Below are 16998 nucleotides of genomic sequence, written 5' to 3' on the forward strand. Positions count from 1 at the left end.
TTGGTTTAAAGCTGCGATCAGTCGCGGCCGAGGTCTTCGTCGCCTTGGGCAGCGCCCATTTCGTCAAAGAGGTTCGCGATCTCGAAATCAGCTTCGGCTTCTGCCTCGGCTGCGAGTTCCTGGATCGACTTGCCCGAAGCCTGAAGTTCAGCTTCTTCAACCGAACGAGCGATGTTCAGGTTGAATTTGACAACGACTTCTGGGTGCAGAATGGCCGAAACCGTGTGCAGGCCCAGTTCTTTGATCGGACGATCCAAGGTGATCTGTGCGCGGTTCACGGTGATGCCGCCAGCGGTTGCAGCGTCTGCTGCGTCGCGGGTGGTGACCGAACCGTACAGAGCGCCCGAATCGGAAGCCGAACGGATGATCACATAGACCTGACCGTCGAGCGTCGCGCCAAGGGCTTCTGCCTCTGTGCGGGTCTCGAGGTTGGTTGCTTCCAGTTGGGCTTTTTTGACTTCGAACGCTTTCACGTTCTGATCATTGGCGCGCAGCGCCTTGCCCTGTGGCAACAAGAAGTTGCGTGCGTAGCCGTCTTTGACGTTGACGACTTCGCCCATTTGGCCAAGCTTGGCGACGCGCTGAAGAAGGATAACTTGCATGTGTCAGATCCTCACTTCACTGCATAGGGCAGAAGGGCGAGGAAACGGGCGCGCTTGATGGCCTGAGCCAGCTCGCGTTGTTTCTTGGCCGAAACTGCGGTGATACGCGACGGCACGATCTTGCCACGCTCGGAAACGTAGCGCTGAAGAAGGCGCGTGTCTTTGTAGTCGATTGCCGGAGCATTGTCGCCCGAGAAGGGGCAAACCTTGCGGCGGCGGAAAAACGGTTTATTCGCCATGGTTTATGAACCTTTCCTGAGGCTGATGATCAACGACGCGGTGCGCCGCCGAAGGACGGACGCTCGCCACGGTCAGGGCGGTCGCCACCGAAGGAAGGACGCTCGCGACGTTCACCGCCACCAAAGCCACCCTCGGAACGCTCGCCACGCTCACGGTCGTCACGCTTTTGCATCTGGACCGAGGGGCCCTCTACATGTGCGTCAACCTTGATCGTCAGCACGCGCATGACATCATCATGCAGGCGCATCAGGCGTTCCATTTCCTGCACGGCAGCCGACGGTGCGTCGGTTTTCAGCAGGGCATAGTGGCCTTTGCGGTTCTTGTTGATTTTATAGGCCATCGTTTTGACGCCCCAGTATTCATGCTCGACAACTTTACCGCCGTTGTCGGTCAGAACTGTGGAGAAGTGCTCGATAAGGCCTTCAGCCTGCGCATTGGACAAGTCCTGACGCGCAATCATAACATGCTCGTAAAGCGGCATGTGTGCTCCGATCTGTCTGTTGTGGCGTATTTCATAGGACGGGCAACACTTTCCACCGCCCGCCCACGAGAGGCTACGCCGTTTCATGGAATTCGTGGAAAGATGCCGCCTTATAGCCGGATCGGCCAAGGATGCAAGGGCGCAGCTGCGGCTATTTGGGGGGCTTTGCGGCTTGTGCGCGATTGCACAGCCAGTGTTTGGGCACGCGGACTTGGCGCAGCGCTTGTCGGCCCGCACATTGGGCCAGACGCCGCCCCAGTCGGGGGGCGCAGACCTTTTTAGGAGAGATTGATGATCCGTTTTGTTTCTGCCGCAGTTTTGGCCGCAACCTTGGCCGCCCCCGCCTTTGCCGCTCCAGAGAAATACCTGCTGGACCCAAGCCACAGCCAGATCGTTTTCACCTATAACCACCTCGGGTTTTCCACCACCACCGGCATGTTTTCGGGCTTTGACGGCGAGATCATGTTCGATCAAGCCGAGCCTGCTGCATCGAGCGTGACGGTCAGCTTTCCGGTCACCACCATGCTGACCGGCTGGCAAGAGCGCTTTGACCACTTTATGTCGCCCGACTTCTTCAATGCAGCGACGGGCGATCAGGTCAGCTTTACCTCGACGTCGATCGAGGTGACCGGAGAGAAGACCGCCAAGATCACGGGTGATCTAACCTTGAACAAGGTGACAAAATCGGTGGTTCTGGACGCGGTGCTTAATCAGACGGGCGAACATCCGATGGCGAAAAAGCCATGGGCTGGCTTTTCGGGCACCACCACTTTGCTGCGCAGCGATTACAATCTGGGGATGTTCGCGCCCTATATCAGCGACGAAGTTCAGGTGATGATCTCGGTTGAAGCTTCCAAGGCCGAGTAATATTTGCGCTTGAAAGGTAAAAGGCCGCCGGAGCAATCCGGCGGCCTTTTGCTTTAGCTGCGCTCTGCGGTCAGCGCGATTTTGACGGCGACGGGAAAGCCGACTGTGGATTCATCTGCAAAGCCTGCACCTATGCCGAAATCGCGCCGGTCTAGGCTGACCGCGGCCTGCATCTGCGCGGTATCGCCGGTAAGGCTAAGGCTGAAGGGGAGGGTCAGCGGCCGTGCAATCCCGCGAATCGTCAAGATGCCCACCGCCTGATAACTGCCCGCCTCGGCGAGGATCTGGGCTTTGAACTGCGCGGTTTTATAGCTGGCGACATCAAAGAAATCGGCGGATTTCGCCTGATCTGTCACTGCGCCCAACGTCAGAGAGCCGATGTCGATCGTGACCAGAACCTCGCCTGCGGGGCCGCTGGTTGTGGTTTCATCAAAGCTGATTTCTGCGCTCCAACTGGCAAAGCTGCCGGCAATCTCGGCTCCCATTTGCTTGACGTCAAAGCCCAAGCTGCCTTGGCTGACTTGCCAATTGCCGCCCAAGGCTTGGCTGGCGGTCTGGGGCGGCGCGGCGGTGGCGGCGGGAGGCGCTTTGTCTTGCATCTGAAAGACAAGTGCCGCCGCTGCGGCATAGATCGCCAGAGCGCAGAGCATCGGTACAAGGTTTGCGGCTTTGGTGCTGGCCTGCAAGGGCGCTTTCAGCCCGCGCGTCATCCGCCGCAGCGTGTCATCGCGGTCAATCAGGTGATGTTTCAGCGCGCCTGCAATATGCAGCAAGACCGAGGCCACCAGCAGCTTGGTAAACAGCCAATGCGCGGCGGCAAACAGATCTGCCGTGATCTGAGATTTCGCCACAAATGGCAGGTCTTGGCCAAAGGGCCACAGGATCGGCGCAAAGCCTGACAGCGCGGCATGGTGGATCCAGCCCGTCAGGGGCACCGCAACCAAAGAGATATACAGCATCCAATGCACCAAGGCTGCCAGCGCATTGGCGATTTTGGCCTTTGGGTGCAGCGGCAGCGGGTGGGGTTGCAGGAGGGCGGCAAGAATGCGGGCAAGGCCCAGAAAGAACGCGACGACGCCAAGGGTCTTATGCAGGGAAAACAGCAGGGTTTTGCTGGCGATCGTACTGGCATCGGCGGGCAGGCTGTTGGCGATCAGGCCAAGGGGAATCGCGGTTAAAATAAGCAGGGCGGTCAGCCAATGTAGACTGCGGCTGAGGCTGCCAAAACTGGTGGGTGTATTGACAAGGGACATGGGGGCTCCAAAATGAACTGACGTTAAAATATCAGGCCTGACGCGCGTTGTAAGGCGCGGCTTTGCACAGCGATTGTGCGCAGACGTTGCACGGGCTGCGATCAAAGGGTAAGCCAAGGCCAACAAACAGGAGGGCCAGATGAGCCGCGCATTCGTATTTCCGGGGCAGGGTGCCCAGACCATCGGCATGGGCCGGGCTTTGGCCGAGGCCTATCCGGCCGCAAAGGCGGTGTTTGACGAGGTGGATGAGGCTTTGGGGGAAAAGCTGTCGGCCTTGATCTGGGAAGGTCAGATTGAAGAGCTGACACTGACCAAAAACGCCCAGCCCGCCCTGATGGCGACCTCGATTGCCGCGCTGCGCGCGTTGGAGGCCGAGGGCTTGCGGATCGAAGACAGCGCGGATTTTGTTGCAGGCCATTCCTTGGGAGAATATTCGGCGCTTTGCGCGGTGGGGTCTTTGCAACTGGGCGATACTGCGCGGCTGTTGCGGATTCGTGGGCAAGCCATGCAAGAGGCGGTGCCTGTCGGGGTGGGGGCTATGGCTGCCCTTTTGGGGCTGGACTTCGCCGCTGCCACTGAAGTTGCTGCCGAGGCTGCACAGGGCGAGGTCTGTCAGGCTGCCAATGACAATGATCCGGCGCAAGTGGTGGTCTCGGGCCATCGCGGGGCGGTTGAGCGCGCGCTTGAGATTGCCAAAGCCAAGGGCGCAAAGCGCGCGCTGTTGTTGCCGGTCAGCGCACCGTTCCATTGTAGCTTGATGCAGCCTGCTGCGGCAGTGATGTCCGAGGCTCTGGCGGGGGTTGTGATCTCGACGCCGTCTTTGCCGATTGTGGTGAATGTGCGCGCCGAGGCCGTGACCGAGGCCGACCGCATTCGCGCGCTTTTGGTGGCGCAGGTGACCGGGTCGGTGCGCTGGCGCGAATCTGTGCTGTGGATGCAGGGCGCGGGGGTGACCGACTATTGGGAGATCGGCGCTGGCAAGGCCTTGTCTGGGATGATCAAGCGGATTGCCAAAGAGACAACCACCCGCGCCATCGGCGCGCCAGAGGATGTGCTTGCGGCGAAGGCCGAGGTCGAAGCCTAGGCTGGCGGATGAAATTGCAACACAAGGTTGCGGCGTAAGCCTGCCTTGGGAAGGAGAGATATGTTTGATTTGACAGGTAAAACCGCGTTGGTCACTGGCGCTTCGGGGGGCATTGGCGGTGAAATCGCCCGCGCGCTTTATGCGGCGGGGGCAAAGGTGGCGCTGTCGGGCACGCGGGTCGAGCCCTTGCAGCAGCTTGCGGCCGAATTGGGCGAGCGCGCTTTTGTGGTGCCTTGTAACCTCAGCGATCTGAGTGCTGTCGATGATCTGCCAAAAGCCGCGATCGCGGCGCTGGGCAGCCTTGATATCTTGGTTAACAATGCCGGTATCACCCGCGACAATCTGTTTATGCGGATGTCGGACGAGGAATGGCAGGCGGTGATCGACGTCAATCTGACGGCGGTGTTCAAACTGTCGCGCGGTGTCTTGCGCGGCATGATGAAGGCGCGTTGGGGCCGGATTATCAATGTAACTTCGGTGGTCGGGCATTCGGGCAATCCAGGCCAAGGCAATTATGCTGCGGCCAAGGCCGGGGTTTTGGCGATGTCGAAATCCTTGGCGCAAGAGGTCGCAAGCCGCAACATCACCGTGAATTGCGTCGCCCCTGGGTTGATCGAAACCGCGATGACCGAAAAGCTGAACGACGAGCAGCGCGGCAAAATCCTTGCAGGTGTGCCTGCCGGCCGGATGGGCCAGCCGCAAGAAGTGGCCGCTGCCGTTCTCTATCTTGCCTCGCAAGAGGCGGCCTATGTCACCGGCACCACGATGCATGTGAATGGCGGCGGTGATATGTCTTAAAACCGCAATTGGCAAAACCGCTTTGAAAGAGTTTGCCTAATGCGCGCGCGCTTGCTATAGGCGCGCTGGAATACACCGATGGTCGCTTGCGGCCGCGGTGCCCTGCCTTTCGCGGGGGAAAGCGCCCCTTGTTTGGGGCAGGGTAAAGACCGGGGAATTCCCCTAAACGTATGAGGAAATAACATGAGCGACATCGCTGATCGTGTGAAGAAGATCGTCGTCGAGCATCTGGGCGTCGAAGCAGAAAAAGTAACCGAGACCGCATCGTTTATCGATGATCTGGGTGCTGACAGCCTGGATACCGTCGAGCTGGTTATGGCTTTCGAAGAAGAGTTCGGCATCGAGATCCCCGATGACGCTGCCGAGACCATCCAGACCTTTGGCGATGCCGTAAAGTTCATCTCTTCGGCTGCTTAAGTTTTTTTGTAGACCAAAGCAAAAAGGCGCCCGTCTGGGCGCCTTTTTTGTTTTGCTGCGATTGGGTTTGGGCCGTGGCGGCAGGCGGGGCAGGCGGGCTCGATGCCCGCGTGACCCGCGCCTGTTTATGCCTATTCGGCCGCCAGTTCCGGCCTGCCTTTGCGGCCCTTGGCTTCTGCCGCCGCTGCGCTGGTTTCCAGCGCTTGAATGCGGCTTTGCAGCTCAAGCGGGTCTGGCGTCTCGGCTTCCATCTCTTTTGCGCCAACGATGCCTTTGAACGCCCAAGCGATCAATTTCGACAGATCATCCATGATCAGATAGAACGAGGGCACCACCACAAGGCTGAGCACGGTCGAGACGATAATCCCGCCGATCACCGCTGTCGCCATCGGCGCGCGGAAGGCCCCGCCCTCACCAACCCCAAGCGCTGACGGCAACATGCCCGCCGACATCGCAATCGAGGTCATCACGATGGGCTGGGCGCGTTTGTGGCCCGCCTCCATCACTGCTTTGAACCGCTCTTGGCCTTGGCGGCGCATTTCGATGATGAAATCTACCAAAAGGATCGCGTTTTTGGTGACAATGCCCATCAGCATCAAGATGCCGATCAGCACCGGCATCGACAGCGCCGAATTGGTCAAGATCAGCGCGGCTGCCACCCCGCCAATCGCCAGGGGCAGCGACAACAAAATGGTGAAGGGCTGGATCACCGATTTGAACAGCAAGATCAGCACCGTCAGCACCAGCATCGCGCCAAGGATCATCGCATTGGCAAAGCTGGCAAAAAGCTCGCTTTGCACCTCGGCGTCGCCCGCCTCTTTGATCACAGCGCCTGCGGGCAGCTGCAAGCCTGCGACAATCTCGGTCAGCCGCTCTTTGGCAGTGCCAAGCGCCACCCCAACCGGCAGGCCCGCGCCAATGGTGGCCTGACGGCTGCGATTCAGCCGCTTCACCATCGAGGGGCCTTCGCCGATTTGCACATCTGCCACCGTCGACAAGGGCACCGAAGCGCCGGTCTTGGTGATGACCTTCAGCGCCGAGATTGCGCGCAGATCTTTACTGCTGGCCTTGTCCAATTGAACCCGAATCGGGATCAGCCGGTTGTCGATCGACAGTTTCGCCAAGGCGGCATCAACATCGCCGATGGTGGCCACCCGCAGTGTAGTTGCGATATCGGCTGCGGTGACGCCAAGGCGGGCGGCCTCGTCGCTGCGCGGGGTGATCTGCACCTCGGGGCGGGGCAAGGCGCCTTCCGAGCTGATATTGGCCAGCAAGGGTTCTGCGCGCAGCGCCGATTCCAGAATTTGCACCGTGGTGTTTAGATCGGCCTCGCTGTTGGCCAGCACCGAATATGAGATGTCACGCTCGCCGCGGTCGTTCAGTTTAAAGGCGCGCATATCGGGGATGGCGGCGATCCGCTTGAAGATCTCTTCCTCGATCACGTTTTGTGGCACCGGGCGGCCTTTGTCGGCCACCTCTGGCACCAAGCCGCCGATCAGCGGGAAGCTGCGGCCCAATTGCGAGAGTTTCAGCAGCAAGGTTTGATCGAGTTTGACCAAAGTCACCGTCACCGAAGCGCGGCGGATATCCAGATCGCCCCGCGGCGACGACCCGCCCAGCACAAAAATCTTATCCACCCACGGCACATTTTTGATCAAGGCGGCCATGGCTTGGGTGGTCTGGTCGGTTTCAGCCAAGGTTGATCCCGGCGGCAGTTCAACCGAGATCGAGATGCGGCTGACATCTTCGGGCGGCAGGAACGACCCCGGCACCTTCAGCATGAAATAAAGCGAGACGATCAGCACGCCAATCGCGGTGATCATGGTAAAGTAATAGGTGGGCAGGCGGCGGAATTTGCCAGCGGCGGTTTTGCCCAAGAACGGCAGCGGCAGGCCTCCCAAAGTGGTGCGCTGCACCAGTTTCAGGTAGTTGCGCATGAAGGGTCCGTCTTGGCCGTCGTGGTGGCCTGCGTTGGCGTCTTTGGCGCTCATCAGATAGGCCGCCATCATCGGTGTGATCAATCGCGCCACAAGCAGCGAGAAAGCCACGGCGATGGCGACAGTCAGGCCGAATTGTCGGAAATACTGCCCCGGAATGCCGCCCATGAACGACACCGGCATAAACACCGCGATGATGGTGAAGGTGGTGGCAATCACCGCAAGGCCGATCTCGTCTGCGGCCTCGATCGCAGCGCGGTAGGGGGTTTTGCCCATGCGGATGTGGCGGGCGATGTTTTCAATCTCGACGATGGCGTCATCGACAAGGATGCCTGTCGCCAAGGTAATCGCCAAGAACGACACCAGGTTCAGCGAAAAGCCCAACAGGTCCATCACCCAAAACGTCGGCACCGCAGACAGAGGCAGCGCCACCGCCGTGATCAGCGTGGCGCGCCAGTTGCGCAGAAAGGCCAGCACCACCAGAATCGCCAGCAAAGCGCCCTCGAGCAGGGTGTGGATTGCGGATTCGTAGTTGCCATAGGTGTAGAACACCGTCTCGTCGACAAGGCTGATGTTCACATTTGGATGGGCGCTGCGCAGCTGATCGAGTGTGGCATTGACGGTTTCGGCAACCGAGACTTCCGAGGCTCCCTTGGCACGAAACACCGAAAAGGTCACAACCTGATTGCCATTAACCCGCGAGAACGAGCGCAGATCTTTGTAGGTGTCGGTCACACTGCCCAAATCGGACAGCCGTACATGCCGCCCCGAGGGCAGCGCGATGCTGGTTTGTGCCAGATTGGCCACGGTCTCGGCGTCGCCAAGGGTGCGGATCGCCTGCTCACCTGTGCCGATTTCCGAGCGGCCTGCGCCAAGGTTGGCGTTGGTGGCGCGCAGCTGCGCATTTACCATCGGCGCGGTGATGCCAAAGCTGCCCAATTTGATCGGATCAAGATCAATGTGGATCTCGCGGTCTGCGCCGCCAAAGCGGTCGATGCGCCCAACCCCCGGGCGGCCTTGCAGCGCGCGCAGAATGGTGTCGTCGGTGAACCAAGACAGCTCTTCCAAGGTCATATCGGGGGCCGAAACCGCAAAGGTCATGATCGCCTGACCTTCCACCTCGATCTTGGTCACAGTTGGCGCGTCAATGCCCGAGGGCAGTTTTGCCCGTACGCGGTCGACGGCGTCTTTGACGTCTTGCAGCGCTTTGTCGGTTGGCACTTCGATGCGGAATTCAACGGCAGTGGTCGATAGCCCATCGACAACATTCGAGGTTACGTTTTTAGCACCCGTGATGCCTGCGACGGCATCTTCGATCACTTTGGTGACTTGGGTTTCCATCTCGGCGGGGGCGGCGCCGGGTTGACTGACGGCGACGGCGATGACGGGCACATCGATATTGGGAAAGCGGGTGATCGGCAGCGCGTTGAAGCTTTGCCACCCCAGAACCATCAGGATGAAAAAGGCCAGCAACGGCGCAAGGGGATTGCGAATGGACCAAGCTGAGAAGTTCATCCTGAGCCTCAGTTCGTTGCGGCGGCATCGGCCGCGATCGGGTTGATGTAATCGCCGTCGCGCACGAAAGCGCCGGCTTTTGTCACGACGGTATCGCCCGCTTGCAGGCCTTGGATGATTTCCACCCAACCGCCATCGCGCATGCCTGTGGTGACGGGGAGGCTATGGGCTTGCCCGTCTTTGACCGCCAGCACTTGGGCTTGCCCATCGGCGCGACCAAGCGCGGTAATTGGCACCGCGACCACGTTTGCCGCGCGCAGCAGGATGCTGGCTTCGGCATACATGCCGGCCCGAATTGCGCTTGCGTCTTCAAAGCTGATGCGAAGGCGGCCAAGGCGGGTGATTGGGTCTATGCTGGGCTCGACCAGCCGTACCAAGCCTTTGATCGGTGCGGCGGCGCCCACCAGCATAATCTCGACCGATTGGCCAATTTGCAGGCGGGCAAGGTCGGTTTCGGCGACATCGGCGCGCAGCTCTAGCGCATTGTCGCGGATCAGGGTGAACATCGGCTGACCTTGCGCCGAGGCCACAGCGCCAAGCTGGGCGTTGCGGGCGGTGATTTCGCCTGCAAAGGGGGCTTTGACCTCGCTGCGCGAGAGTTGCAGATCGACGTTGGCAATCTGGGCTTCGACAAGGGCAAGCTGGGCTTTGGCGGCTTCGGCGGATTGGGTGGCAACCGCGATGCGCGAGCCGGCCGAGACGGCGGCGGCGGTGGCCTGATCGGCGGCGGCTTGGCTGGCGGTGCCTTGGGCCTTGAGCGCTTTGGTGCGATCGGCCACGCGCTGGGCTTCGGCGGCGGAAGAGGTGGCGTCAAGCACCTGCGCCTGAGCCTGAGCGATCTGGGCGCGGGCGGCGGCGATAGAGGCGGTCAGCTGCGCCTTTTGCAGCGTCAGCGTCGAGGAAGACAGCCGCGCCAGCACTTGGCCTTCGACCACAGTGTCGCCAACATCGGCAAGCAAAGCCTCGATCGGTTGGCCCTCGATCAGTGGCACCACTTGGATTTGTTGCAAGGGGGTGATCAGGCCGCTGGCCAGCACGATGTCGCGCAAGTCGCGGCTTTGCACCTTTGATACGGTGATTGCGGGCAGGGTGGTTTGATCGCTCGGCGCGGTTTGCGCCCAAAGCGGAGCGGCAGCAGAGCCAAGTAGGGCGACAAGCATCAGGGGAAATATCGGGGTCATCATTTAACTTTCAACGAGGCGCGGGCGACTTCGGCCAGCATTTGATCAATGGTGTTAAGAATAAGCGTGTTCAAAGCGTCGCGAGCCTCGGGCGCACGCGGCGCTTGCATAGAGGCGGCTTTGACCAGCAGCACGATATAGCTGGCATGGCTTTGAAAACGTTTGGTGATTTCGGCAAGCGGTAGCCCGGTTTCGCGGGCAAAGACCTGCATCAGATTGGCCGTGATCGAGGCTTCCATCCGATCGGCGGCCTGCGCGATCTCGGGTTTGCGCAGGGCGGCAGCGGTGATTTCGGCCCAGATTTGACCATCGACACACTCTTGATGCAGCTGAATTTGCAGTGCAACCTGTTGTTTCAGCGTTAAAAGCGGGAAAGGCGAGGTCATGATCTCGGCGAAATGCCCCTCCATTTCGGCCAGATCATGCGCGATCAGCTGCTCGACGATGGCAGCTTTGGAGGGGAAATAGCGGTAGAAATTACCAACACTCATCCCCGCCGCGCGGGCGAGGTCTTGCATCGACGCCCCGTCGAAGCCTTTTTCGGCAAAGGCGACGCGCACCAAAGCCAGAATGTCTAAGGTGCGTTGTTCAGCCCGAAGGTCTTGGGCGGTGGCGACAGAGGTCATGGAGGCTCCGGCATGGGGGCGAAAAGGAAGTGAACGTTCATTCATTTCTTATCAGCTTGGCAGAATAGGTCAATAAATCTTTGCGTGAAGCGCAGCATTGCGACACTTAGCGCAAAATGGCGCGTGATCCAGACCAAGCAAGCCGATTGTTGCGCCCAAGGCGGGGGGCGTGTATCAGGCGGGAAAGCTGGATTGAACCAATTTGGGGGCAAATATGCGTCGTGTTGTCATAACGGGTCTGGGCATGGTCACACCCCTTGCCTGCGGTGTGGAAGAAACTTGGAGCCGTCTTTTGGCGGGCCAGTCTGGTGCCGGGCCAATTACCCGCTTTGATGCCAGCAATGTGGTGACGCAATATGCCTGCGAAATTCCCTTTGGCGATGGCACAGATGGCAGCTTTAACCCCAACGATTGGATGGAGCCGAAGGACCGTCGTAAGGTCGATGATTTCATCCTTTACGGCATGGCGGCGGCTGTGCAAGCGGTGCGCGATTCTGGTTGGGAGCCGCAAACCGAAGAAGATCGCTGCCGCACTGGCGTGATGATCGGCTCGGGCATTGGCGGGCTGACCTCGATTGCCGAGACGGCGGTTTTGATCAAGGAAAAGGGTCCAAAGCGGGTTTCGCCGTTCTTTATTCCGGGATCGCTGATCAATTTAATTTCGGGGCAGGTCTCGATCCGCTTTGGCTTCAAGGGGCCGAACCATGCGGTGGTGACGGCCTGTTCAACGGGCGCGCATGCGATTGGCGATGCGGCGCGGCTGATCCAATGGGGCGATGCCGATGTGATGCTGGCAGGCGGGGCGGAAGCGCCGATTTCCGAGATTGGCATCGCGGGCTTTAACGCCTGCAAGGCGCTGTCGACCAAGCGCGGCGATGATCCGACCAAAGCCAGCCGCCCCTATGACGCCGATCGCGATGGCTTTGTGATGGGCGAAGGCGCCGGCGTGGTGGTGCTGGAGGAATACGAGCATGCCGTGGCCCGCGGTGCCAAGATCTATGCCGAGGTTCTGGGCTATGGGTTGTCGGGCGATGCCTATCACATCACCGCACCTGCCGAAGATGGCGATGGTGGGTTCCGTTCGATGCAGATGGCGTTGAAACGCGCTGGGCTTGAGCCTGCCGATATTGACTACATCAACGCGCATGGCACCTCGACCATGGCAGATACCATCGAGCTGGGCGCTGTCGAGCGGTTGATGGGGGATGCGGCGGCGCAGGCGACGATGTCTTCGACCAAGTCGAGCATCGGGCATTTGCTGGGGGCTGCGGGTGCTGTGGAGGCGATTTTCTGCGTGCTGGCGCTGCGCGATCAGGTGGCTCCGCCAACGATCAACCTTGATAATCCGGCGATTGCCCCCAAGTTGGATCTGGCACCAAATGCGGCGCGCAAGCGCAAGATTGATGTGGCGCTGTCGAATTCTTTTGGCTTTGGCGGCACCAATGCCAGCCTTGTTTTGGGGAAGGTTAAGGCCTGATGTGGAAGTCTGTTGCCTCTAATGCGTTGACTTTGTTTATTGTGATCCTTGTGGTTGCCTTTGGGGTCATCGCTTGGGGGCGGCAGCAGTTTGTTGGCGCGGGGCCATTGGCCGCGCCGATTTGTTTCAAGGTGGAACGCGGCGCGTCCCTGTCGCAGGTGGGGCGCACGCTGGAAGAGCAGGGTGCGGTCAGCGATGCGCGGATTTTCCGCATTGGTGCGGATTATTCGGGGCGGTCCAAGGATTTGAAATTTGGCAGCTATCTGATCGCGCCCAATGCCTCGATGGAAGCGGTGCTGGACGATCTGACGGCGGGCGGGCAATCGACCTGTGGGCGCGAGGTGAATTTCCGCATCTCGGTGGCGAAAAGTCAGGTGATCTTGCGCGAGCTTGATCCTGCCAGCAATCGCTATGTCGAAGTGGCAAGCTTTGATCCGGCCGCCGAGGCCGCGCCAAGTGCCTATCTGGATGCAGCGCAGGCAGGGGATCTGCGGTTGCGGATCACTTTGGCCGAGGGGGTGACATCGTGGCAGGTGGTGGATGCGCTGAAGCGGGCGGATTTTCTGTCGGGCAGCATCGAGGCGGTGCCCGCCGAGGGCATCTTGTCGCCTGACAGTTATGAGGTGGAAAAAGGGGCTGATCGTGCGGCGCTGATTGCCGAGATGGAAGCGCGGCAGGCGGCGACTTTGGCCGAGCTTTGGGCGCAGCGCGCGGCAGGGCTGCCCTATAAGACGCCGGAAGAGGCTTTGGTGATGGCCTCGATCGTCGAGAAAGAAACCGGTGTGGCGGCCGAGCGCAAGCTGGTGGCGGGGGTGTTTTTGAACCGCATTGCCAAGGGCATGCGGCTGCAAACCGACCCTACGGTGATTTATGGTGTGACCAAAGGCAAAGGCCTGTTGGGGCGGGGGTTGCGCCAAAGCGAGCTTAAGGCTGCAACGCCTTGGAACACCTATGTTATTTTAGGTTTGCCGCCGACGCCTATTGCCAATCCGGGGCGGTTGAGCATTGAGGCGGCCTTGCAGCCAGAGCCGAGCGATTATCTGTTCTTTGTGGCCGACGGATCGGGGGGCCATGCCTTTGCCACAACCTTGGCCGAGCATAACGCCAATGTGGTGAAATGGCGCGCGATTGAGGCAGCCAAGCCTGCGGTGGCGCCTTAAGGGGTTAATGAAACCCTAACTCTGCGCGCGCAAGTCACTGATATAAAATGGTTTTATCTTGACTTTGCGCGCGCTCTGCTGTAGCAATTTCCTATGCTAGAAGAGATGGGCAAACGGCTTGGGGGCAACCCTTGGGCCGTTTTTTCATGTCTATCGTGCGGGGCGGCGTGAAAGGTGGGTCAGACACCATATGAGCATAAATTTCTCGGCGGACGACGAACCTGGGGTCGATATGTTGGCGCAGGTCGAACAGCTGATGCGCGTGGCGGCTGAAGAGCTGGTCACGGCGGTCAATTCGGTGAAACGCGGCAAACTCGAGGATGCAAAGGCAGCGACGACTGCCGTGCGCGACCTGCGGGCTGCTTATTTTGTTGTGATGGATGAAAGAGGTAAAGTTGAAAAACTCCGCAAGCAAGTTGCAGGGGCTGTCGGAACCGGCACGCTCGACCTATCAGCCGCGCGCGATGAGATCGGGCGCAGATTGGCTCGCCTCCGCGACGCCGCAACAGGTTGAGGATTTTATCGCAGGCCTAAGTGAAAACGCGCTTTTGGCGCTGCCTTGGATGTTCGAATTCTGGGCGCTGGCGCATCAGCTGCCGCCCGAAGGGGTGTGGAAGACCTGGGTGATCATGGGCGGGCGCGGTGCTGGCAAAACGCGGGCGGGCGCGGAATGGGTGCGCGCGCAGGTCGAAGGCGCGGGGCCGCAGGATCCGGGCCGCGCGCGGCGGGTGGCGCTGTTGGGCGAGACGGTGGATCAGGTGCGCGAGGTGATGATCTTTGGCGACAGTGGTATTCTTGCCTGCTCGCCCCCCGACAGACGGCCGGAATGGCAGGCCACGCGCAAGCAATTGCTTTGGCCCAATGGCGCGGTGGCGCAGGTCTATTCTGCGCATGATCCCGACAGTTTGCGCGGGCCACAGTTTGATGCGGCTTGGGTCGATGAATTGGCGAAATGGAAGCGCGGGCAGAAGGCTTGGGATCAGCTGCAATTTGCGCTGCGCTTGGGCAAGAACCCGCAGCAGGTGGTGACAACGACGCCGCAGAATGTGGCGGTGCTGAAGCAGATCTTGAAGAACCCCTCGAGCGTGATGACCCATGCCCCCACCGATGCCAATCGCGCGCATCTGGCGGCCTCGTTCTTGGAAGAGGTGCGCAGCCGATATGCGGGGACCTTGCTGGGCGCACAAGAGTTGCAGGGCCTGTTGGTCGAAGATGTGCAGGGCGCGCTGTGGTCAACCGCCACGCTGGAGGCGCAGCGCATCGCACAAGCCCCGCGCTGTCAGCGCATTGTGGTGGCAGTGGATCCGCCTGTCACCGGGCATGGTGGATCGGATGCTTGCGGCATTGTGGTGGTGGGGGCGATCACTGAAGGCGCGCCGCAAAGCTGGCGGGCGGTGGTGCTGGAAGACGCCTCGGTCACGGGGGCCAGCCCCGAGCAATGGGCGCGTGCGGCCATCGCTGCGATGGAGCGGCATAAGGCAGACCGGCTGGTGGCAGAGGTCAATCAGGGCGGTGATCTGGTGGAGGGGGTGATCCGGCAGATTGACCCCTTGGTGCCTTACCGCGCTGTGCGGGCCAGCCGTGGCAAGGGCGTGCGGGCCGAACCGGTCTCGGCGCTTTATGAACAGGGGCGGGTGGCGCATCTGCGCGGGATGCCAGAGCTGGAGCTGCAGATGTGTCAGATGACGGCGCAGGGCTATCTGGGCAAAGGCTCGCCTGACCGCGTGGACGCTTTGGTTTGGGCGCTGACCGATCTGATCGTCGAGCCTTCCGAGAAATACCGCAACCCTCAGATGCGTAGCCTGTAGCCGCAGAGCAGCGCGCGCTGGTCTTAGAGCCTTTAAACTTTTCCGCTTTAGAACGGTTTGCAGACAAGAGGGCGGGCGGTCGTCAAAGGCCGCAGCCACGGATAGGAGCTTTGACAGATGGTTTTCGATTTCCTGAAACGTGCCCCCGAGATGCAGGCTGCCCCTGTGACCGAGACCAAGGCTTCGGCAGTGGGGCGGGTGGTGGCCTTTGGCAGCTCGGGGCGGGTGGCTTGGAGCGCGCGCGATCTGGTGTCCTTGGCCAAGACCGGATTTCAGGGCAACCCGATGGGCTTTCGCGCCGTCAAGCTGATTTCAGAGGCCGCAGCCGCGCTGCCTTTGGTGCTGCAGGACCACGAGCGGCGCTATGACAGCCATCCGGTGTTGGATCTGATCCGCAGGCCGAATGCGGCGCAGGGGCGGGCCGAGTTGTTCGAGGCGATCTACGGGCATCTGTTGCTTTCGGGCAATGCCTATATCGAGGCGGTGCCGGGGATGGACAAGCTGCCGGGCGAATTGCACGTCTTGCGCAGCGACCGCATGGCGGTGGTGCCGGGGCCAGACGGCTGGCCTGCGGGCTATGATTACACCGTAGGCGGGCGCAAGCACCGCTTTGCGATGTCAGAAGAGATGCAGCCGATCTGCCATCTGAAAACCTTTCATCCCGCCGACGATCACTATGGCTTTAGCCCGTTGCAGGCGGCGGCGGTGGCGATTGATGTGCATACTTCGGCCAGTGCTTGGTCCAAGGCGCTGCTGGACAATGCAGCACGGCCATCGGGGGCGATTGTCTATAAGGGCGCGGATGGGCAGGCGCAGCTTTCCAGTGATCAATACGACCGGCTGGTCAGCGAGATGGAGATGCACCACCAAGGCGCGCGCAACGCCGGCCGCCCGATGTTGCTGGAAGGCGGTTTGGATTGGAAACCGATGGGGTTCAGCCCCTCGGATATGGAATTCCAAAAGACCAAAGAGGCAGCCGGGCGCGAGATTGCCACCGCTTTTGGCGTGCCGCCGATGCTGATGGGGATCCCTGGGGATGCGACCTATTCGAACTATCAAGAGGCCAATCGGGCGTTTTACCGCCTGACGGTGCTGCCCTTGGTGGCGCGGGTGACGGCGGGGATTTCGCATTGGTTGTCGATGTTTAGCGGCGAGGTGGTCGAGCTGCGGCCCGATCTGGACCAGATCCCCGCCTTGGCGGTCGAGCGCGATCAGCAATGGGCGCGGGTGGGGGCGGCAGATTTCCTTACGGCTGCAGAAAAGCGGGTGCTTTTGGGCCTGCCTCGGCTGTCGGAGGAGGCATGACCCAGCGCTCTGGCTCGGAAGGTTCGCGCTATGTCTACGACAGCTTTGACGCGGCATCGGCGCGGATAGAGGCGAATGAGCGTGTCGCCCAAGAGCGCTGGGCCGCACTTGAGTATCGGCTGGGCCAAATTGATGCGGTGCTCGAGCGGTTGGAAAAGCGGATTTGGCTCGGCGTTTACGGGGTGGCGGCGTTTTTACTGGCGCAGATGGCCGAGACCCTGCTGCGCGCGGCTGGCAAATAGGAGAA

General features: G+C 60.5%; 17 protein-coding genes. 10 read left to right on the top strand and 7 right to left on the bottom strand.

The window, feature by feature from the left end; all coding sequences use genetic code 11:
• Positions 1 to 17: 17 nt before the first annotated feature.
• Genes rplI through rpsF form a run of 3 tightly spaced genes read right to left on the bottom strand, consistent with a single transcriptional unit; the run spans position 18 to position 1323 of the window.
• On the bottom strand, positions 18 to 602 hold the full coding sequence (gene rplI, locus V7Q10_RS01425; RefSeq protein ID WP_333867252.1) for a 50S ribosomal protein L9: 585 nt from the start codon (positions 600 to 602) through the stop codon (positions 18 to 20).
• Between the two features lie 11 nt (positions 603 to 613).
• Positions 614 to 841 carry a 30S ribosomal protein S18 gene (rpsR, locus tag V7Q10_RS01430; RefSeq protein WP_054008603.1) on the bottom strand — a complete coding sequence of 76 codons (228 nt, stop codon included), beginning with the start codon at positions 839 to 841 and terminating at the stop codon, positions 614 to 616.
• A 29-nt stretch (positions 842 to 870) separates the two neighbouring features.
• Positions 871 to 1323, bottom strand: coding sequence for a 30S ribosomal protein S6 (gene rpsF, locus V7Q10_RS01435; protein ID WP_333867254.1), 453 nt, complete (start codon positions 1321 to 1323; stop codon positions 871 to 873).
• A gap of 291 nt (positions 1324 to 1614) precedes the next feature.
• Between rpsF and V7Q10_RS01440 the strand changes: the two genes are divergently transcribed.
• The gene (locus V7Q10_RS01440) at positions 1615 to 2190 is read left to right on the top strand and encodes a YceI family protein (RefSeq protein ID WP_333867255.1); all 576 of its coding nucleotides are present in this window, start codon (positions 1615 to 1617) and stop codon (positions 2188 to 2190) included.
• A gap of 53 nt (positions 2191 to 2243) precedes the next feature.
• On the opposite strand, the gene V7Q10_RS01445 is transcribed toward V7Q10_RS01440, so the two are convergent.
• Positions 2244 to 3443 carry a cytochrome b/b6 domain-containing protein gene (locus tag V7Q10_RS01445; RefSeq protein ID WP_333867256.1) on the bottom strand — a complete coding sequence of 400 codons (1200 nt, stop codon included), beginning with the start codon at positions 3441 to 3443 and terminating at the stop codon, positions 2244 to 2246.
• 139 nt (positions 3444 to 3582) lie between these two features.
• Here V7Q10_RS01445 and fabD point away from each other — a divergent pair, with 139 nt between their 5' ends.
• The 3 genes from fabD to V7Q10_RS01460 all read left to right on the top strand — a co-directional run bounded on the left by fabD (position 3583) and on the right by V7Q10_RS01460 (position 5742).
• A complete protein-coding gene (fabD, locus tag V7Q10_RS01450) occupies positions 3583 to 4527 on the top strand; it encodes an ACP S-malonyltransferase (RefSeq protein ID WP_333867257.1) in 945 nt (314 codons plus the stop codon).
• Positions 4528 to 4587: 60 nt separating this feature from the next.
• Positions 4588 to 5325: a 3-oxoacyl-[acyl-carrier-protein] reductase gene (gene fabG / locus V7Q10_RS01455; RefSeq protein WP_333867258.1), complete on the top strand. Its 738-nt coding sequence runs from the start codon at positions 4588 to 4590 to the stop codon at positions 5323 to 5325.
• Between the two features lie 183 nt (positions 5326 to 5508).
• Entirely contained in the window at positions 5509 to 5742 is a 234-nt protein-coding gene (locus V7Q10_RS01460; protein WP_054008607.1) for an acyl carrier protein, read from the top strand.
• Positions 5743 to 5873: 131 nt separating this feature from the next.
• On the opposite strand, the gene V7Q10_RS01465 is transcribed toward V7Q10_RS01460, so the two are convergent.
• Genes V7Q10_RS01465 through V7Q10_RS01475 form a run of 3 tightly spaced genes read right to left on the bottom strand, consistent with a single transcriptional unit; the run spans position 5874 to position 11001 of the window.
• Positions 5874 to 9194 (bottom strand): efflux RND transporter permease subunit, encoded by a 3321-nt coding sequence (locus V7Q10_RS01465; protein ID WP_333867259.1) that lies wholly within the window; start codon positions 9192 to 9194, stop codon positions 5874 to 5876.
• Positions 9195 to 9202: 8 nt separating this feature from the next.
• Positions 9203 to 10375, bottom strand: a complete 1173-nt coding sequence (locus tag V7Q10_RS01470; RefSeq protein ID WP_333867260.1) for an efflux RND transporter periplasmic adaptor subunit — start codon at positions 10373 to 10375, stop codon at positions 9203 to 9205.
• A complete protein-coding gene (locus V7Q10_RS01475) occupies positions 10375 to 11001 on the bottom strand; it encodes a TetR/AcrR family transcriptional regulator (RefSeq protein WP_333867261.1) in 627 nt (208 codons plus the stop codon). The genes V7Q10_RS01470 and V7Q10_RS01475 overlap by 1 nt, the downstream gene beginning before the upstream one ends.
• Before the next feature lie 214 nt (positions 11002 to 11215).
• Here V7Q10_RS01475 and fabF point away from each other — a divergent pair, with 214 nt between their 5' ends.
• The 6 genes from fabF to V7Q10_RS01505 all read left to right on the top strand — a co-directional run bounded on the left by fabF (position 11216) and on the right by V7Q10_RS01505 (position 16993).
• Positions 11216 to 12478 (top strand): beta-ketoacyl-ACP synthase II, encoded by a 1263-nt coding sequence (gene fabF, locus V7Q10_RS01480; RefSeq protein ID WP_333867262.1) that lies wholly within the window; start codon positions 11216 to 11218, stop codon positions 12476 to 12478.
• The gene (gene mltG / locus V7Q10_RS01485; protein WP_333867263.1) at positions 12478 to 13638 is read left to right on the top strand and encodes an endolytic transglycosylase MltG; all 1161 of its coding nucleotides are present in this window, start codon (positions 12478 to 12480) and stop codon (positions 13636 to 13638) included. Before fabF ends, mltG begins: the two co-directional genes overlap by 1 nt.
• 232 nt (positions 13639 to 13870) lie before the next feature.
• The gene (locus tag V7Q10_RS01490; protein ID WP_333867264.1) at positions 13871 to 14152 is read left to right on the top strand and encodes a hypothetical protein; all 282 of its coding nucleotides are present in this window, start codon (positions 13871 to 13873) and stop codon (positions 14150 to 14152) included.
• Positions 14103 to 15446, top strand: coding sequence for a DNA-packaging protein (locus V7Q10_RS01495; RefSeq protein WP_333867329.1), 1344 nt, complete (start codon positions 14103 to 14105; stop codon positions 15444 to 15446). The genes V7Q10_RS01490 and V7Q10_RS01495 overlap by 50 nt, the downstream gene beginning before the upstream one ends.
• A 117-nt stretch (positions 15447 to 15563) precedes the next feature.
• Positions 15564 to 16751 carry a phage portal protein gene (locus V7Q10_RS01500; protein WP_333867265.1) on the top strand — a complete coding sequence of 396 codons (1188 nt, stop codon included), beginning with the start codon at positions 15564 to 15566 and terminating at the stop codon, positions 16749 to 16751.
• Complete coding sequence (locus V7Q10_RS01505) at positions 16748 to 16993, top strand: GTA head formation protein, RCAP_rcc01685 family (protein ID WP_333867266.1); 246 nt, start codon at positions 16748 to 16750, stop codon at positions 16991 to 16993. Before V7Q10_RS01500 ends, V7Q10_RS01505 begins: the two co-directional genes overlap by 4 nt.
• Positions 16994 to 16998: the final 5 nt, after the last annotated feature.

The organism is Cypionkella sp. (assembly GCF_036782355.1).
Taxonomy (GTDB): Bacteria; Pseudomonadota; Alphaproteobacteria; order Rhodobacterales; family Rhodobacteraceae; genus Cypionkella.